Source organism: Ruegeria sp. HKCCA6837, assembly GCF_013034475.1.
In the GTDB taxonomy this organism is placed as follows: Bacteria; Pseudomonadota; Alphaproteobacteria; order Rhodobacterales; family Rhodobacteraceae; genus Ruegeria.
The window spans coordinates 21,927-38,721 of the sequence record NZ_WQGD01000004.1; the positions used below are offsets into that span (position 1 = coordinate 21,927).

The 16,795-nt window shown below is 56.3% G+C and carries 16 protein-coding genes; 7 read left to right on the top strand and 9 right to left on the bottom strand.

From position 1 onward, the window contains the following. Positions 1 to 136 precede the first annotated feature (136 nt). Positions 137 to 1,075, bottom strand: a complete 939-nt coding sequence (locus tag GOV91_RS07755; RefSeq protein ID WP_171235065.1) for a GlxA family transcriptional regulator — start codon at positions 1,073 to 1,075, stop codon at positions 137 to 139. A gap of 80 nt (positions 1,076 to 1,155) precedes the next feature. Here GOV91_RS07755 and GOV91_RS07760 point away from each other — a divergent pair, with 80 nt between their 5' ends. The 4 genes from GOV91_RS07760 (at position 1,156) to GOV91_RS07775 (ending at position 5,654) form a co-directional block, all read left to right on the top strand. Next, positions 1,156 to 2,316: an acyl-CoA dehydrogenase family protein gene (locus GOV91_RS07760; protein ID WP_171235066.1), complete on the top strand. Its 1,161-nt coding sequence runs from the start codon at positions 1,156 to 1,158 to the stop codon at positions 2,314 to 2,316. 2 nt (positions 2,317 to 2,318) lie between these two features. After that, on the top strand, positions 2,319 to 4,334 hold the full coding sequence (locus tag GOV91_RS07765; protein WP_171177224.1) for an acetate--CoA ligase family protein: 2,016 nt from the start codon (positions 2,319 to 2,321) through the stop codon (positions 4,332 to 4,334). A 3-nt stretch (positions 4,335 to 4,337) separates the two neighbouring features. Beyond that, the gene (locus GOV91_RS07770; RefSeq protein ID WP_171177222.1) at positions 4,338 to 5,117 is read left to right on the top strand and encodes a carnitinyl-CoA dehydratase; all 780 of its coding nucleotides are present in this window, start codon (positions 4,338 to 4,340) and stop codon (positions 5,115 to 5,117) included. A 66-nt stretch (positions 5,118 to 5,183) separates the two neighbouring features. Then, positions 5,184 to 5,654, top strand: coding sequence for a hypothetical protein (locus GOV91_RS07775; protein ID WP_171177220.1), 471 nt, complete (start codon positions 5,184 to 5,186; stop codon positions 5,652 to 5,654). On the opposite strand, the gene GOV91_RS07780 is transcribed toward GOV91_RS07775, so the two are convergent. From GOV91_RS07780 to GOV91_RS07800, 5 genes are read right to left on the bottom strand one after another with little or no spacing between them, the layout of a single operon-like run. After that, positions 5,645 to 6,715, bottom strand: a complete 1,071-nt coding sequence (locus tag GOV91_RS07780) for a polyprenyl synthetase family protein (RefSeq protein ID WP_217352020.1) — start codon at positions 6,713 to 6,715, stop codon at positions 5,645 to 5,647. The two genes, GOV91_RS07775 and GOV91_RS07780, sit on opposite strands and share 10 nt — an antisense overlap. A 3-nt stretch (positions 6,716 to 6,718) precedes the next feature. Continuing rightward, entirely contained in the window at positions 6,719 to 8,842 is a 2,124-nt protein-coding gene (locus tag GOV91_RS07785) for an FAD-dependent oxidoreductase (RefSeq protein ID WP_171235067.1), read from the bottom strand. Next, positions 8,835 to 9,659, bottom strand: coding sequence for a DUF3237 domain-containing protein (locus GOV91_RS07790; protein ID WP_171235068.1), 825 nt, complete (start codon positions 9,657 to 9,659; stop codon positions 8,835 to 8,837). Before GOV91_RS07790 ends, GOV91_RS07785 begins: the two co-directional genes overlap by 8 nt. Before the next feature lie 14 nt (positions 9,660 to 9,673). Further along, positions 9,674 to 10,558: an encapsulin gene (locus GOV91_RS07795; RefSeq protein WP_171235069.1), complete on the bottom strand. Its 885-nt coding sequence runs from the start codon at positions 10,556 to 10,558 to the stop codon at positions 9,674 to 9,676. 52 nt (positions 10,559 to 10,610) lie between these two features. After that, positions 10,611 to 13,808, bottom strand: coding sequence for an adenylate/guanylate cyclase domain-containing protein (locus tag GOV91_RS07800; RefSeq protein WP_171235070.1), 3,198 nt, complete (start codon positions 13,806 to 13,808; stop codon positions 10,611 to 10,613). Between the two features lie 267 nt (positions 13,809 to 14,075). On the opposite strand from GOV91_RS07800, the gene GOV91_RS07805 reads away from it, so the two are divergent. The 3 genes from GOV91_RS07805 (at position 14,076) to GOV91_RS07815 (ending at position 15,294) form a co-directional block, all read left to right on the top strand. Then, complete coding sequence (locus tag GOV91_RS07805) at positions 14,076 to 14,543, top strand: class I SAM-dependent methyltransferase (RefSeq protein ID WP_171235071.1); 468 nt, start codon at positions 14,076 to 14,078, stop codon at positions 14,541 to 14,543. Between the two features lie 69 nt (positions 14,544 to 14,612). Next, positions 14,613 to 14,933 (top strand): hypothetical protein, encoded by a 321-nt coding sequence (locus GOV91_RS07810; protein ID WP_171235072.1) that lies wholly within the window; start codon positions 14,613 to 14,615, stop codon positions 14,931 to 14,933. A gap of 211 nt (positions 14,934 to 15,144) precedes the next feature. Continuing rightward, positions 15,145 to 15,294: a hypothetical protein gene (locus tag GOV91_RS07815; RefSeq protein ID WP_171235073.1), complete on the top strand. Its 150-nt coding sequence runs from the start codon at positions 15,145 to 15,147 to the stop codon at positions 15,292 to 15,294. A gap of 57 nt (positions 15,295 to 15,351) precedes the next feature. On the opposite strand, the gene GOV91_RS07820 is transcribed toward GOV91_RS07815, so the two are convergent. The 3 genes from GOV91_RS07820 to GOV91_RS07830 are packed head-to-tail and all read right to left on the bottom strand — an operon-like array spanning position 15,352 to position 16,783. Next, entirely contained in the window at positions 15,352 to 15,609 is a 258-nt protein-coding gene (locus GOV91_RS07820) for a hypothetical protein (RefSeq protein WP_171235074.1), read from the bottom strand. A gap of 14 nt (positions 15,610 to 15,623) precedes the next feature. Next, positions 15,624 to 16,316: a NapC/NirT family cytochrome c gene (locus tag GOV91_RS07825; protein ID WP_171235075.1), complete on the bottom strand. Its 693-nt coding sequence runs from the start codon at positions 16,314 to 16,316 to the stop codon at positions 15,624 to 15,626. Between the two features lie 29 nt (positions 16,317 to 16,345). Next, positions 16,346 to 16,783 (bottom strand): nitrate reductase cytochrome c-type subunit, encoded by a 438-nt coding sequence (locus tag GOV91_RS07830; RefSeq protein WP_171235076.1) that lies wholly within the window; start codon positions 16,781 to 16,783, stop codon positions 16,346 to 16,348. Positions 16,784 to 16,795: the final 12 nt, after the last annotated feature.

Sequence of the window (16,795 nt, forward strand, 5' to 3'; positions counted from 1 at the left end):
AATTTCGTTGCCCTTGGCTGAACGCAGCACGAGTATGTCAGGCCAGCGTCCGTCGCCCTAGATAACGGTGCGTTTTTGCGATGACGAAATTGGCAGCCTCGCCAACATGATCTGCCTAGGCAGATTGAAACGCGTATTAGGCGTTCATTTTTCGAAATTTGGTCGGGGTCTGGCCGAATTCCGCCTTGAATGCCCGTGTCATCGCGCTGGCGTTATCATACCCGCAACGCCCGGCGATTTCCGCAATGGACTGTTCCGTATCCTCCGCCAGATTACGCGCAAGCGTTAGGCGTAGACGTCGGTACAATGCTTGCGGCGTTGTTTTCAGGTCCGCCCGGACGCGAGCCTCGATCCGTCTTTGCGAACATCCAATGCGTCGTGCAACCTGAGCGATTGAAAGCGGCGTTTCAATATGCGCCTGCATCACGTCCAGTACCCGATTGACCAGTGTATCTTTGGATTTCAACGGAAGAGCATAAGCGTCGCGCCCCTTACGGCCCATCAGCAGGTGCGCTACCTCCATGGACAAAAGCGGGCCATGATCCCGCTGAATGAGGGCAGAGGCCAAATCGAACGCCGCCATTGCCCCGGAACAGGTCAGCAGATTGCCATCAATCACAAATCGCTCCCGCACGGTATCGACGGCCGGGAAGCTTTCTTCGAACCGCGAAAGCTCGTCCCAATGAATGGTCGCTTGGCATTCATCCAGCAAACCGGCTCGTGCCAGAAGCCAACTTCCGGTGTCCAATCCTGCGATCTGCTGGTGCCGTTTGGATGCGGCCAGAATTGCCCGCGCAGTCGACCGGGTATCGAGTTTCAGAAAGCCGTAAGATGGCATAACCACCAAAACATCTCCGCTCTGACCTTCGAGGGCGCAATCCGGGGTTACGCTTAGGCCGCTGGAACTGCGTACGGGCGCCCCATCAAGCGAACAGAACCTCCATGCATAGAGCGTTTGCCGTGACATGTTGTTCGCCGCCCGCAATGGTTCGACCATGTTCGCAAGACAATGGTTCGAGAACCCATTGAAAAGCAGAATGTTGTAGTGCTGTGGCAAAAATTTCGAATCCTGCATGAAATGCGACTAAGTCTGCATGCCGAATACTTGGAGGATGACGTTCTTTGGGTCAACAACTGATCCAAGGGGTGCGCGCTATGCAGTTTGGTTTGTCCGAAGAACAAGAGATGATCGTTTCGACCGTCCGCAGCTTTGTTGAAAACGAAATCTACCCGCATGAAGAGGCCGTCGAACGCAGCGGTACGGTCCCGCTGGAGCTGGGCAACGACATCAAACAAAAATGCATCGATCTGGGTTTTTATGCCTGTAACTTCCCTGAAGAGGTCGGTGGCGCGGGCTTATCCCATCTGGATTTCACCCTTGTTGAGCGCGAGCTTGGCCGAGGCTCGATGGCACTGACGCATTTCTTTGGACGCCCTCAAAACATCCTGATGGCCTGCAACGAAGAGCAACGCGAACGCTATCTGCTGCCCGCCGTGCGCGGCGAAAAGATGGATGCTTTGGCGATGACCGAACCGGATGCCGGGTCGGACGTGCGCGGTATGAAATGTCAGGCGGCGCGCGATGGTGGTGACTGGGTTGTAAACGGTTCGAAACACTTCATCTCGGGCGCGGAACACGCGGATTTCTTCATCGTCTTTATCGCAACAGGCGTGGACGAGACCCCCAAGGGCCCCAAAAAGCGCATCACTACTTTCCTGGTGGATCGCGGCACCCCGGGCTTTGAAGTGCGCGAAGGGTACAACTCGGTCAGCCACAAGGGCTACAAGAACTATATCCTGTATTTCGATAATTGCCGTCTGCCGGATGCGCAGGTTCTGGGCGAAGTCGATGGCGGTTTTGCCGTGATGAACGAATGGCTCTACGCAACCCGCCTGACGGTTGCGGCGTTCTCGGTTGGGCGCGCGCGGCGCTGCTTTGATTATGCGCTGAACTATGCGGCCGAGCGCAAGCAGTTCGGCCAGCCTATCGGAAAGTTTCAGGGCATCGGCTTCCAGATCGCAGACATGATCACCGAGATCGACGCCGCCGACTGGCTGACCCTCGCCGCCGCCTGGCGGCTGGATCAGAACCTGCCATCGAACCGTGAAATTGCCTCGGCTAAGCTTTACGCCTCGGAAATGCTGGCGCGGGTGACGGATGCGACGCTGCAAATCTATGGTGGTATGGGCCTTATGGACGACTTCCCGATCGAACGGTTCTGGCGCGATGCGCGCGTTGAACGCATCTGGGACGGCACCAGTGAGATTCAGCGCCATATCATCAGTCGTGATCTTCTGCGTCCACTGGGCGCCTGACCATGAACAAAGACCTAACTCGGCTGCTGCGCCCCAAAACCATCGCTGTCATTGGCGGTGGTGCCTGGTGCCAGCAGGTCATTCTGCAATCCGAACGTATGGGCTATGCCGGGCAGATTTGGCCAGTGCATCCCAAAGCCAACGAGATCGCGGGACACAAGGTTTATGGCCACATCGAAGACCTGCCTGAAGCCCCGGATGCGGTGTTCATTGGCATCAACCGCCACGCCACGATTGAGGCGGTTCAGGTCCTCTCCAGCATGGGCGCGGGCGGGGCGGTCTGCTTCGCCTCGGGTTTTTCCGAAGCCGTCGCTGAAGATGATAGCGGCGGGGACTTGCAGGCGCAGCTGATCGCCGCAGCCGGTGAAATGCCCATTCTTGGCCCTAACTGCTATGGCTACATCAACGCGCTAGACGGAGCCCTGCTGTGGCCTGACCAGCACGGGGCGACGCCGGTGGACAAAGGCGTGGCGATCCTGACGCAAAGTTCGAACATCTCGATCAATCTGACCATGCAGAAACGCGGTTTGCCGATTGCCTATATGGTGGCCTGCGGAAATATGGCTCAGACCAGCCAGGCGCAGATTGCTGCGGCCCTGCTAGATGATCCACGCGTGACAGCCGTGGGCCTGCATATCGAAGGCTTCAAGGACATCCGCGAGTGGGAGGCGCTGGCCGTCAAGGGGCATGAAAAGGGCATCCCGCTTGTTGCCCTCAAGGTCGGTGCATCGGAACAGGCGCAGGCAGCGACTGTCTCTCATACGGCATCTTTGGCGGGCAGTGATGCAGGCGCGCAGGCGCTGTTGGACCGGCTTGGCATCCCGCGCCTGACTGCGCTTCCGGATTTCCTCGAAACGCTCAAACTTCTGCATTGCTACGGGCCGCTTCCCGGCGGCCGTATCGCTTCGATCAGCTGTTCCGGCGGGGAAGCAAGCCTGATTGCAGACATGACGGTTGGCACTGACCTGACTTTCCCAATGTTAAGCGATGATAAAAAGGTTCGCTTGCGAGACGCGCTCGGTCCGATGGTCGCGTTGAATAACCCGCTGGACTATCACACCTATATCTGGCGCGATGAAGAGGCGATGGCCCGGGCATGGTCAGGTATGACTGGCGCGGATATCGATTTGACGTTTTCTATTGTCGACTACCCGACCACCGATCCAACTGACTGGGCCAGCGCGACCCGAGCGGCTTTGAAGGTGCGCGCTGACACTGGAGCGCGTTTTGCTGTTGTCGCTACATTGCCAGAACTGCTGCCGGAGGATGTCGCGCAAGACTTGATGGCTGGCGGAGTGGTGCCATTTATGGGCTTGCGCGAAGCGCTGGCCGCAACACGCGCAGCGGGTCAGATCTGTGCGCCTTGTGTACAGCCTGTTTTGCTGCCGGGCTGTGCCGAGGTGTCCCGAACCCTGACCGAAGGTGAGTCGAAACAGGCGCTGGCCAAGTTTGGTTTACGTATCCCGCAAAACCGTTCGGTCAGAGGTAGGGAAGAGGCCCGCGCGGCGGCTCAGGACATGAACGGCCCCTTTGCTGTAAAAGGCGTGGGGCTTGCTCACAAATCAGAACACGCCGCCGTTCGGTTGGGCATTCAGGCGGAAGATGTTGCCGCTGTTGCCGCTGAAATCGGCACGGAAATCATTCTGATAGAAGAGATGATCACCGGCACTGTCGCCGAACTTTTAATTGGCGTCTTTCGGGACCCAGCGCATGGATTTGTGCTGACATTGGGGGCAGGGGGCGTGTTGACCGAACTGCTGCGCGATACGGTTTCGTTGTTGGTGCCCAGCTCTCCTGCGGAGATCCGCAGCGCCCTTGGCACATTGAAGATCGCACCCTTGCTAGAAGGCTATCGCGGTCAACCTGCGGCTGATATGGATGCGATCATTGCCGCAGTCCAGGCCGTACAGGCCTATGTCACGCAAAATGCCGACGCGCTTGGCGAGGTCGAAATTAACCCGCTTCTGTGCACGCCTGAAAAGGCGGTTGCTGTGGATGCTTTGATAAGAAAGGCCTGAGAATTGGACCCGATCAAAACCCGACGTGATGGAACGATCCTTGAAGTGACGCTAGACCGACCCAAGGCCAATGCCATCGATCTGGCCACCAGCCGCAGAATGGGTGAGGTTTTTGCCGAGTTCCGCGATGACCCGGACCTGCGCGTGGCCATTCTGACCGGCGCGGGCGAGAAATTCTTTTGCCCCGGCTGGGATCTGAAAGCTGCTGCTGATGGTGACGCGGTGGACGGAGATTATGGCGTTGGCGGGTTTGGAGGTCTGCAAGAGCTGCGCGACCTGAACAAGCCTGTGATCGCAGCCGTAAACGGCATCGCGTGCGGGGGCGGGCTAGAGCTGGCCCTGTCAGCGGACATGATCCTTGCCGCTGATCACGCCACTTTTGCTTTGCCGGAAATCCGATCAGGCACTGTGGCTGATGCAGCCAGTGTCAAGCTGCCAAAACGCATTCCCTATCACATCGCCATGGAACTGCTTTTGACCGGGCGCTGGTTCGATGCTGAAGAAGCTAATCGCTGGGGTTTGGTGAATGAGATTGTCACCGCAGATCAACTTATGGACCGCGCGTCGGAACTGGCGCGTTTGTTGGCGTCGGGACCGCCCCTGGTTTACGCCGCAATCAAAGAGATCGTGCGCGATGCGGAAGATTCCAAGTTCCAGGATGCGATGAACCATATCACCAAACGTCAGCTGCGCACTGTGGACGTACTCTATGCCAGTGAAGATCAACTGGAAGGTGCCCGCGCCTTTGCCGAAAAACGTGATCCGGTGTGGAAAGGGAAATAAACAAACCCGGCGATCAGTAGGTGAATTTGCCATTTACTGATCCACGCTGCGGGTGCACATTAAGTTATGCCTTATTTCGAGCGTAAACCCTACGAAAACCCGTCGCGCGTAATTAGCTCTGTTGCATCGCAGCCGGACACGCAACCGATTTCGGATATCGCGCGCCGCGTGCTTGAGACAGAGCGCGGCAACCAAAAACACCTCAAAGGGCCTTTTACCTGTCGCAAGATCTGCCATCCCGGCGGTACGGCCACAATCTTGTTGTCCTTTGCTGCGGCTGAAGGTGACGAGCCGGTTGAAATGCAGTTCGAACCTGGTGATCTGACCAATCCGAATGGGGATATTCTGCCTGCGAACCGCGTCAACGTTATTCCGCCCCAGATTCGATTGGCCGCAGGTGAGGCCACAGATGTAGCGGTAGTTGTCACTGTACCGGACCTGACGGAACCGGGCGCTTATCATGGTCGGATCGCCTGCACCGGGACCGAGCAGACTTCGATCGTTGTGGTGTTTGAGGTTGCAGGTGCTCAGACCTGACGGGTCACGAGGTAATCCATGAACTGCGCGAGAAATGCACGCGGGGCGTCTTGGGTGCCTGCAAATACCTGCGCAAATTCCTGACGGGCGGAAGCAAGAAGATCGTTGGCCGCATCTTGCGCAAATCGGATGCTGCCATAGTGATCCATACGCTCAAGCACCCATTCAACATCTTGACTTGAGCGATTTTCGCGCGGGTTTGATAGCAGTTCGGCCAATCGCTTCTGTTCCGGCTCATCTGCGTGCAGACCAAGTTGCCCCAACATCAGCGTACGCTTGCCCTCATAGATGTCGCCGCCAATTTCCTTGCCGTATTTATCTTGCGAACCAACAAGGTTGAGAACGTCATCCTGAATTTGAAACGCCGCGCCCAGAAAGAAACCGAACGCGTTGAAGTCATCCAAATTCAGTGTGCCCGAGGCGACATCCTGCGGCCGTGCAATCAATGCGCCGATCCGCATGGGGTGAATGAAACTGTACCAGCAGGTCTTTTTGAGACACATCCGCAGATAGTCCGAGGCGCCCACGTTCAGCCGATTGTCCCGTATCCAACCCAGCTCCAACGCCTGACCTTCGATGGACTGCTGTAGCAAATGGTCGAACTCGTCCACGACGCGCATTCCGGTTTCCAGCCCGAGTGACCCCAAATTCTGCCGCAACAGACGCAGGGCCAGCGCCTGCATCCCGTCGCCTGTGTTTATGGCCAAAGGGACGCCAAGCCGCTGATGCATACATGCCCGCCCACGCCTGAAATCGCTTTGATCTTCGATATCGTCGTGGATCAGAAAGGCATTATGCAAAAGCTCCAGCACCGCTGCGGACACCCGTGCTTCTTCGGTGTCACCGCCAAAGGCTTCGCAGGTGGCCAGCACCAGTGCAGGCCGCAGTCCTTTGCCTGACGTTTCGATATAATCCCGCATAGGACCATAGAGATAAGCCTGGGGTTCTCCAGTTGGCAAAAGTCCCAACAGAGTTTCACGCGCGCGATCCCCGTAAGAGGTCAGCTGTTTCAGAAACTCCTGCTGTGCCGCAGGGTCCAGATGCGCGGTTCCGGGTTTCAAAGGTTAACCCTTCTGCGTGATGATCACGCGAGGTTTGCTGCTCTGCGCGCTGGCGGGGGCAAACCCGGTTCCAGCAGAGGCGAAGGGTGCATCCGTTATCGGCAGGGCTCTGGACAGCACTTCAGACTGACCGCTGTCCCGGCCCAGATCATAGGCCACATCTTCGGCAACCTCATCTCCGGGTATCGGAAGATCTGCCGTTGGTTCATAGCTGGCCATCAGATCAAACAGTTCTTTTGGCGGGCAAATCATGCGCAGCGCTTCGGCAATGGCCGGGTCTTCGATGATACCGCCGGGTTTTGAATACTCTGCAGCCGGTTCACCGATGGCTGCCAATGGCCCGTCACCACCGCGATCAATCCCTGCGGTGTCTTGGCCCATTTTCAGTGCAGCTTCGACCGCGACAGCAAACCTGTTGTCCCACGGCAGACCCGCTTGATAACGCGCGTAGTCATAGGCGCGCAGCGGTTTCAGGATATCAGGCTCGTGCAGGTCCCAGATCTGGCAGGGCTCGGCATCCGATCCGCTGCGTTGCAGGATCGCGTTGACTGCCCGGCGCGCGGCCTCATTCGCCCCTTCCATTGTGGCAAGGTCAGTAAAGGTGCGCACATAGTCGGATGCCAGAAAGAAATTCGGGATCAGCGTGGCCGCATCTGGCCGCAATCGCCAACTGTTGATGCGGTTGACAAGCAGAGGTTCCACATTGCTTTGGCGTTTGGGATCTTCGGGGTCCTGCACGATGTCGGGATCAAGGAACCAGTAGTGCATATCCTCATCCCGTAGCAGAGTCTCGCCATCCACGTTGAGACTGCGTTTGAGCTGCTCCCAAACTTCTTTTGCAATCTCTTCCCGGGTGCAATTGCGCGCGGTCTTTCCGTTCAAGCCCGGCTTGTCCCATTCCGAAATATCAATTGAAAGCAGGCCTTTGGTTTTGCCTTCAGCCCAGTTGTCAAAGTTGATCCCCGGCCAAAACTGTTTTTGCGACACGGCGGTCAGAGCCCACGGGCTATCGATGAAGATCACATGCCCGTTTGTAAGTGTGACCTCTTTGGTCAGATAGAACTGAATACCGTTCATCCACTGAACGTCGTTTGCTAGCAGTGGCAGTTTGGCAAGCGCCGGATCGGCTGCCATCATCTCGGGCGTGAGAAGTGGCGCGATGCGCTCGATCGGCATGGCACTGATGAACCAGTCGCCTGTTACGTTCTGTTCTTTGCCATCCTGTTCAACCGTCGCACCGGTAATCCGCCCGTTTCGGCATTCGATGCCTGTTACCTTGGACTCGAACTTGTAAACGACCCCCTTGCTTTTGAGGTAATCCAGCCAAGGCTGAATCCATACTAAGTTGGTCGGTCCGTTCAGCAACCTGTTGCAATGCGGTTCAGGCGTGGCAATGCCCAGCTGCAGCTGCACGGCAATGTCGCCAACGGTCTTGGTGCTGGCAGTCGTGGCTTTAGCGGCCACCAGAGACCGTGTCAGGCCGATGGCAAGAAATTTCCGATACGCTTCCGAGCGGTCTTCCGCCCCGATGAAATCCCACCATCCGATCCGTTCATATTCGTCGAACCGGCGTTCCTTGCAGGACGTCGCTATCCGCCACATGCAGGCAACGAAATGCTCGACATCCTCATATGCTATCTGGTCTCTTGGCGAGAGCGCGAAGGCAATTGTCTTGAACGCATCCGCCACGTCTTTGAGGGTGCGAGGAAACCGCTCGGGTACAATGATGCCGGGCTTGTCGAACTGACTGACCAGAACCTGAGTGGTCGGCACCAGATTATCAAAGCACGTGCCTTTGTCGTAATAAGGCGTACGGGCCATCGTGTCGGTAATATGTCGATAGAAGTTCGGGAAGAACCGGAACCCATGCTCGCCTGGCAACCATGGGCGTTTCACTCCGGGCGGATAGCTGGCCCCGTCCATCTCGGCCCAATTCTCCAGCGCTTTGATATGCTTTGCCTTCGAGCCATGATCGCCTTCACCCTTCATCACAGGGATACTGCGTGCCTTGCCGCCGGGGATCATTTGGCGTTCGTGGATCTCAACCTCGAAACCGCGTTCGATCAGTTCGTGCGCGGCGCTCATGCCGGCCACGCCACCCCCAAGAATGACAACCTTTTCAGCCATCTGATGTTCCTTTCGCGGAATAGACGTCAAAGCGCAGGGTTATGTCCGACAGGCTGGCTTCGCCAATGCCAAACCCCTGCACCCGATTCATCCAGCTGTAATGCAGGTTCGAGGTCAGGTAGCGCGACGCCACCCGCACAGGGGCCGACGCAGGCAGGTTCCCCTTCAACAGTGCGGCATAGCCATCGGGGCCAAACTCACACATGCCGGTATCTTCAAACAGGATCGGAGCGCCGCCGTCCGCTGGCTTGATCAGCGCTTTGGCATGGAGAAGCCCCACGCCGTCAGGACGCACACGCATCCAGTCGCCTCCAACCGGTTCAATTACCCCATTCAGATGCGGGCCTTCGACCGTACCGCCTTCCTTGATGGCGAAATGCAACCAAACCCCGTCCGGCGTCTCGCCCGAGGGGTGGAAATCGCTGGCGAAGGGGACAACGAACTTGGCGATATGGTCCAAAACCGGTGGTTGTGGCGCGGGGTTTGGCTTTTGCACCGGTGCTGCCTTGGGGGCAGTGTCTGGTCCTGGGTCATACTCATGGCCGCCAGACGTCAATACCGGACGCCAGCAAAGTGTCTTGTCCTGTGCCCCCGAGGGAAGGGTTGCCGCAAAGCGCTGAAGCCCGGTTTTCTGATCGCAGCTCAAAGGCCAGCCGCGAATGGCCCGCTCGGGGCCGCCATCCGGTGAACAGATCAGCCGCATTGTGTCATGAGGCGAAACGGATGGTCCAGCTTCAATCAAAGCTCGCTTGTCACCGGTTGCACTGATCGTTTCTGACCAGCGCAGGGTTACACCCCGGTCTGTAAACTCGCGCACAGCCAAGCCTCCGGTCAGCAGGTGAGGGTGCAGATGGCCTGTTCTTCCTTGATCCGCAGGCGGAATTTCTGTTGCACACGGAAGACATGCTCACCTTCCGACGAAGTCTGCAAGTACTTGACCGCGATTTCAGATGGCACCACGATTTCAACAGGTGCGCCTTGTAGCGACACAAGCGCTGCTTTATTCGCGGGCAGGGTGCCCGAGCGCAGCAACGGACCATCCAGAAACGGCAGAATGCTGTCCCGCGGTAGCACCATCGAGTTTTCCAGCGGCGTCGTCACGGCCTGGAACAGGCCATTGCCCATCACACAGGCATAGGGGCCCAGATACCCGCGCGATTCCAGTTCATTGATACCCGCAACCACCGCTTCGAACACTTTGGTGCCGGTGTAGGTTGTCTTCTTTGCTGACGACGAACCAGAAGATGTCTCACCCGCTTCCAGCAAGCCTTCGTATTTGCCGCCGCCGCTGACGGTATAGATCGGTGGCAAAGAGGCAGGCGCGCTAGAGTTGGGTTTGGGACCTTGCCCGGTGCCCGGTTGGCCGTTGAAGATGATGTCGTCTTCGACCCGCGCCACAATCGCAGCCGCACGGCGGAACATGATCAACGCCGCGGACAGCTCGGGGTCGGCCATCTGTGCGCTTTTCAGATAGACGTTCACAGACACAGTGGTCAGGCGCGTGGTGTCAAAGTCGTTGACACCAAGGCGTTTTGCAGTGCCGTTTTCGTTGTCGACCAGTTCAAGCCGGTTCAGCGGGACCGATTGTGTATCAGCGGGGAGCGGCCCGTATAGTGGCAGAAAACTTGCGGCCACCCGCGCGCGGAGCGCCTCATCATGGACGGCTTTGTTCACGGCGTTCCACTGGTCGTCGCCCCAGTCCAATGCATCGGTCATGTCAAATCCCTCTTGGTTTTGCCGCCATATTCGGCGATTCACTTGGTTTTGTTCAATTTTTTTCGGTCAGTTGGTCCAGAAATTGTCTGGCCCGATCTTCCTGCACAATAGCCCCAATGCTGCGCGCCAGCGTTAGTGCCTGCACGGCTTCAGCCCTGGCTGCATCTATTTTCCCGCTTGCCGCGAAGGCCTTGGCTCGCACGCGGTGATATTCAGGCTTGTTTAGTGTTTCTCCGCGTTCCCAGCCGGGTGCGCAGACCGCCTCAAGCCGGTCCAGCGCCCTATCGAGGTCACCATGATCGATCATGATTTCCGACAATACGATCTGATTCTGCGGGAAAGTGAAGTTACCGCCTGATTTCGAAATCAGGTTCATGCGCGCTTCGATCTGTTCGGGCACATCAGCAAGGTCGCCTTTCCCGGCCTGTGCAAGACCCATATAGATGTCCTGCATGGCGTGCAGATACAGGAACCCTTCCTCATCTGCGAACTTGCGGGCTTCCTTCATCGTTACGTCCATCCTGTCCCACTCACCAGCGTAAGGCAGGAACATGCAGCAGGCACCCATGATATAGACCAGATTGGGCGCGTGGTTCAGCGCTCTGCTGACTTCAATGGACTTAAGACGCGCAGTTTCAGCTTTGTCGAACTTACCTTGCTGCCATAGCAGGCATCCTTGAATCGCCAACAGCGAAGCCATGGTCGAAGACTGCGTCATCGGCATCATCGCCATATCAAGTTCTGGCGATATCAGGGCAAAGGCCCGGTCAAGCTGACGCTCACATTCGGCGAACTCACCACGGAAGTAATGGGTGAAGCTCAGCGCGCGCGCGGTGAGAACGTTGGCAACCGGATCCCCGGTCATTCCAGCCATCGCATCCAGCGCCTGTCCCATCTCCATTGCGTGATTCATTTGGCCACCAACAAAGAAATTGGTCCAACGGCAGAAGGTTGCAGCGAAAAGCGTCTCTCCATCACCCTGAGACTGGGCAAGCTCCATGGCGCGCGCGGCTGTCTCTCCGACCTGATCAGCAGACCAGCCATAGATCGCCATGTAAGCGGGCAGAATGTTCATCTGAACGCGCAATTCGAACCCGTCACGTTCGGCAGTTGCGGGCATGGACCCGAGATTGCGCAGCGCCGCCCGAAAGGCTGAGATCGCGGGCAAGTTTGCCAGTCGGGACAGGGCTTGCTCGCCTGCGGTGAACCAGTGGGCGACAGCTTCGTCCTTTAAACCACCCAAATCGCAGTGATGCGCGATGGTGTCAGGGGCCGGGTTGCCAAAGGCCTTGTGCTTTTCAAGTAGGGCTTTGCCTATTTTCAGATGCAGTTTTTGACGATCGTCGCGTAGCAGAGAGTTATAGGCGGTATCCTGAACAAGCGCGTGGCTGAACGTATAGGTGGCGGACCCTTCGTCGCTGGTCGCCAACAGTACACCGGCCGCCATCAATTCCAGCAAGGCTTTGTCGACATCCATGCTGTCCTGGGCGACCGCGTCGATCATGCGTGCTGAAAAGCTGCGCCCGATGACTGATCCCAACTGCGCAACAGGTTTGGCGTTTTCCATTCTGTCAAGGCGTGACATCAACGAATCCTGCAGCGTGGATGGAACGCTCAGCGCATCCAGCACCTCGGCATTGATCGGCGCGTCGGCGGGTAGCTGATCCAGAACCGCCTTTGTTATTTCCTCAATGAACAGAGGAACCCCATCCGCTTTTTCAATGATCTGACGGATCAGAATAACTGGCAGACTAAAGGGCTCGGCCACACGGCGTACCAGCTCGGATGCCTCTGTCCGTGCAAGCGGTGACAGATCGACGGTTGCCGCCTTGTCCAGGTAATGCTCTGGCGGCTCGTATTCAGGCCGGTGTGACAGAACCATAAGTACCGGGAAACCTGCCAGATTGGCGGCAAGTGTGTCCAGGAAATCCAATGTGGTGGCATCTGCCCAGTGAACATCTTCTATAACCAACAGCAATGTGCCGCGCCTGTCGCATATGCTGGCAAGGCTGCGCAGAAGCACATCCATGGATTTCCGCGCCTTTTTCAGCGGATCAGGTTCGGCGGGTGCGCCCGAGTCGACACCTGCCAACTCCAGCAGGACGGGCAAGTCCGTTTCGTTCACACGCGAGGCGGATTTAACAAAACTTGTTACCGCAGCTTGGATTTTTTCGTCGGATTGGTCGCCTGATACACGTCGTAACTCGTTTATTATAGGGTGTAGAGGTAGACTGGTCAGGTGTGGCGTACATTGTAGGGTAAGCGGTTTGACCCCGATCGTTTCAGACAGCGACTTGATCAGTCTCGACTTGCCTATACCTGCCGCGCCGCCGACAAGCGCCATTCTGCCGGCCCCTTCCTGTGCTGCCGACCAAAGCTGAGTCAAAGTCGACAGGTCGTCTTGCCGTGCCACCAGTTTGACTGCAGATTGTCCGGTCCGGGCCTCAAATCGACTGGCAGATACGGTTTCCTTGAGCACGCAAAAGACTTTGCGCTGGTCTTCGAACCCTTTCAAATCATGGCTACCGCGCGGCTCGAATTCGAACGTTCCCTGTGTCAGCCGCATTGTTTCTGATGAGACGATCACCTCACCAGGCTTAGCCAGCCCTTGCAACCGGGACGCAAGGTTCGCCGTCTCGCCAACCAAAAATTCCTCAGACCCAAGGCTTTTCGAGGACACGATGCCAACAACGACCATTCCGGTTGCGATTCCTGCACGCAGATTAAGCTTTTCACCGAATTTGTTGTCCAGGTTTTGAACAGCCTCGATGGTTTCCAAAACTGCCCTTACAGCCCGCTCAGCGTCGTCTTCCATTGCTTTGGGATACCCAAAATACACCATGATGCCATCGCCCTGACGATAGGCCAGATGACAGCCATGCTGTTTCAAGGTGCCGATGGCTGTATCCAGGTACAGATTCATGATCTGCATCAGGTCTTCGGGATCATAGCGCTGTGCAAGCTGGGTGGATCCGACGAGGTCGCAAAAGACCAGTGTCAGTTGCCTTCGTTCGGCCTCGGACTTTACTCCATCTCGGCTCGACGCGTCTTTGCTTTTGAGTTCCGCCTGAGCTTTGCGAAACCTTTTTCTTTCCCCAACGCTCAACCCAAGGTCGCGCAGTTCCGGGTCGGTCAGATCGTCCAAAAGCTGGTCGTCCACGCCTTCTTGCCGGAACATCGATAAATGTTCCGTCAGACCGGCCAGATTTAGAACTTTGGAAATACGTTTCGCCTCAAGGACCCGCGTCATAGTCTTGCGATCCCGCCCATATTTTTCCCCTCATAGTCCCCACAGTTTATATTGTATTTGCATAGGCAAAAATAGAGAGGATTTTTTAGAAGGCGCTTGACGCAAGGGCAACTTCGTTAACGAGTTATCTTGTTTGAAGAAATCCTGTTGAAATTTCAACACGCCTTTGCTGCCTTCAGCTGGGAATAGTGAGTCAGGGTATCAAAGCGATATTGAAAGGGGGGAATCCCGTTCCATCGGTTGATATGTGGCTGGAGTATTTCGAACATGCTCATGTCACGGGTCTGGATATCTCGGACTTTTCTTGGCGCAAGGGGCCTTGGGTTTGATTTCGTCCAATGCGATATGGACAAGCGTGAGAACATCAAAGCTGCAGCGGCCCAGTTTGAACAGCGCTTTGATGTAATCATAGACGACGCTTCGCACGCCTCGCATCATCAGCAATTCGCGCTTTTGGAGATGTGGTCAAAACTCAAGGACGGCGGGATTTACATTATCGAGGACCTTCACTGGCAACCGGTCACGTTTGAAAACTCGGATTTTCCCAAGACCGGCGATCTGTTCCATGACTTCCAGCGCACCCGCAGGTTTGCGCACTCTGATCAGGGGATCGAGCGCGACCTGAATGCACTTGCGGATGAAATCGGATTTGCCTTCGTCTTCCCTGACAAGTTCAAGCGACGCGGCGCCCCCAAAATCCTGGCGATGCAAAAAGTACTTGGTCAATATGATTGATAGCCTATCGCTCTCGATACCTTTCGGCCCATTTTTGCGTTCAAGTTATGACCCGCAGGATTGTGTCGGATGACCAGCGACAACAAAATGGCTGTCGTGCTGTGCACGGACGAAAACCATATCTGGCAGGCGGCCTATGCGCTGGTGCGGTCTTTCTTGCTCGACACGACCAACGAGATTCAGCACTATCTTTATGTCTCGGCTCAGGTTGATCCGCGGTTGGAAACTCTGTTTTCAAGATATTTCAGGATCGTCTATTGTTTGGACGGCATTGTCCCGCCAGAAAAATTCCAATCGCATGGTTACGTGTCCCAAGCGACTTTACTCAGGCTGAAAGCATTAGGCGATCTGTCTCATTTGCACGAATTTGTACTGAGCCTCCCCAACTGAACGGGTCCACCGTTACATTCACTTTACAGGACCAGTCAAAACCTGGGCCAACACGACCCGCGAAATAGAAGAGATCTACACCCTGTCCCTTTTGGCTTTTATAAAGCACTTCGGACTTGATGATGTGCACAATGAAATCGCGGCTGAGAATTTTCCGAAGAAACGTCTGACGCACTACATGAAAAGAACGAATGGCATTTCGGAGAAAACGTTGTCCAGATACGACAAGAGCTTGCCCTACTTTTCAGACGGCACATTTGCAGACCGCCAATCCGGCATTCTTGCTTTTGGGGCGGATGCCGACAGGCAGGATTACCAGTTTCCTGACCTGTTTAACTTCCTTGGATTGAAACCAGATTGAGTCCTAAGGTCTGTTCGCGTGTGTCGGTCCCGCCGGGGTGGCGGAACCGGATCTATGTCAGGCCGTAGAACCCTTGAGTCGAATGGCCGTGCCCAAGCTGCCTGCGCAGACACCGACCACGACGGCGATGATAAGCTCTAAACTTTCGACTTGCGCGAATTGAAAGCCAGCAAACACCAGCGTTTCGAATATACCGACTGCGCCACCCAATGCCGCGCCCAGCCACAGCTTGCGGGTCATCATGCCAAGGGCCAGCCCCAGAATGCCGGGCAGGCTTAGGATGTTGCCGCCAATGGTTCCCAGTATCTCTAGCATCTCCGCCCCCCCCTTCAATTCGAGCTGTTGTTCAGGAAGTCACGGATATCGTCGCCAGATGCGGTCGCATGTTCTTTCAGAACTTCGCCTTCAAGTCCCGCGGTCACATTCTCATATGTTTCCAGGTAGTTCGGTGGCAGGCTGTGCGCGATACCCTGGTGGCAATCGATACAGGTCATGCCTGTGTCGATAGCGCGCTGGTGTTCCGACGCGGCGCGGGTTTCCTGAATGGTAAAGTCCATATAGTCGAAGTTGTGACAGTTGCGGCATTCGCGGCTGTCGGACGCTTTCATCTTTTTCCACACCGCCGAGGCCATTGCCAGACGGTGATCCTCGTATTTCTCGGGCGTGCTGATGGTTCCGGCAAGCTCGTGATAGACGTCTTTTACGGCCATGATCTTGGCTTTTATCTTGTGGTTCCACTCATCGGGAACGTGGCAATCGGAACAGATCGCACGCACACCAGAGTGGTTGTTGTAATGGATCGTCTCGCGGTATTCGCCCAGGTTCGTTTCCATAGTGTGGCACGAAACACAAAACTCTTCAGTATTGGTCAATTCCAGGGTCCAGTGAAACCCACCCCAGAACAGGATACCGGCCAGAAATCCGGCAAGGATCAGAAAGCCCGAGCTGAACATTACCGCCGGTGTCCAGATCGCGTTCCACAGTCGACCTAAAAAGCCGCGTTTTTCGGGGGAGTCTGCCATGTCGCTGCTCCTTTCAGTCTTGAGTTGAATCAGTTGCCAGTTGAGGGCTGGAACACGTTATCGACCAGCGGCGGCGCGTCCGCTTGCGGAACGTGGCACTGATTGCAGAAATACCGGGTTCCTGCGATGCGATCCAACTCGCGGCCTTCGCGGTCCAGATAGTGGGTCATCGAAAGGGTCGGTGCATTTCTCTCGCCAGCTTTGGACCAGTCATGGCAGGACAGGCACTGATTGGTGCGCACATCGATCTGATATTGTTCGATCGAGTGCGGGATCAGCGGCGGCTGCTGGCGATAATTGCGCTGCATCCGTCCTTCTACATTTTTGTGGATTTGATCCAGCGGGATCGGTTCGTCCACGTCCGCGCCTCGCAGGGTTTCAACCTGTGCGGATTGCGCGAGGGCCCATCCGCTCAGCAACAATACGGGTAGAAGGGCAATTCCGCCTGTAACGATTGATCTTTTCATCTTGGCACTCCC

Bases quoted from the DNA above. Each gene is read 5' to 3' on its own strand.
- GOV91_RS07805 (WP_171235071.1), top strand. From the start codon at position 14,076: ATGCTCATGTCACGGGTCTGGATATCTCGGACTTTTCTTGGCGCAAGG.
- GOV91_RS07755 (WP_171235065.1), bottom strand. From the start codon at position 1,075: ATGCAGGATTCGAAATTTTTGCCACAGCACTACAACATTCTGCTTTTC.
- GOV91_RS07830 (WP_171235076.1), bottom strand. From the start codon at position 16,783: ATGAAAAGATCAATCGTTACAGGCGGAATTGCCCTTCTACCCGTATTG.
- GOV91_RS07765 (WP_171177224.1), top strand. From the start codon at position 2,319: ATGAACAAAGACCTAACTCGGCTGCTGCGCCCCAAAACCATCGCTGTC.
- GOV91_RS07785 (WP_171235067.1), bottom strand. From the start codon at position 8,842: ATGGCTGAAAAGGTTGTCATTCTTGGGGGTGGCGTGGCCGGCATGAGC.
- GOV91_RS07810 (WP_171235072.1), top strand. From the start codon at position 14,613: ATGACCAGCGACAACAAAATGGCTGTCGTGCTGTGCACGGACGAAAAC.
- GOV91_RS07775 (WP_171177220.1), top strand. From the start codon at position 5,184: ATGCCTTATTTCGAGCGTAAACCCTACGAAAACCCGTCGCGCGTAATT.
- GOV91_RS07820 (WP_171235074.1), bottom strand. From the start codon at position 15,609: ATGCTAGAGATACTGGGAACCATTGGCGGCAACATCCTAAGCCTGCCC.
- GOV91_RS07760 (WP_171235066.1), top strand. From the start codon at position 1,156: ATGCAGTTTGGTTTGTCCGAAGAACAAGAGATGATCGTTTCGACCGTC.
- GOV91_RS07795 (WP_171235069.1), bottom strand. From the start codon at position 10,558: ATGACCGATGCATTGGACTGGGGCGACGACCAGTGGAACGCCGTGAAC.
- GOV91_RS07825 (WP_171235075.1), bottom strand. From the start codon at position 16,316: ATGGCAGACTCCCCCGAAAAACGCGGCTTTTTAGGTCGACTGTGGAAC.
- GOV91_RS07800 (WP_171235070.1), bottom strand. From the start codon at position 13,808: ATGACGCGGGTCCTTGAGGCGAAACGTATTTCCAAAGTTCTAAATCTG.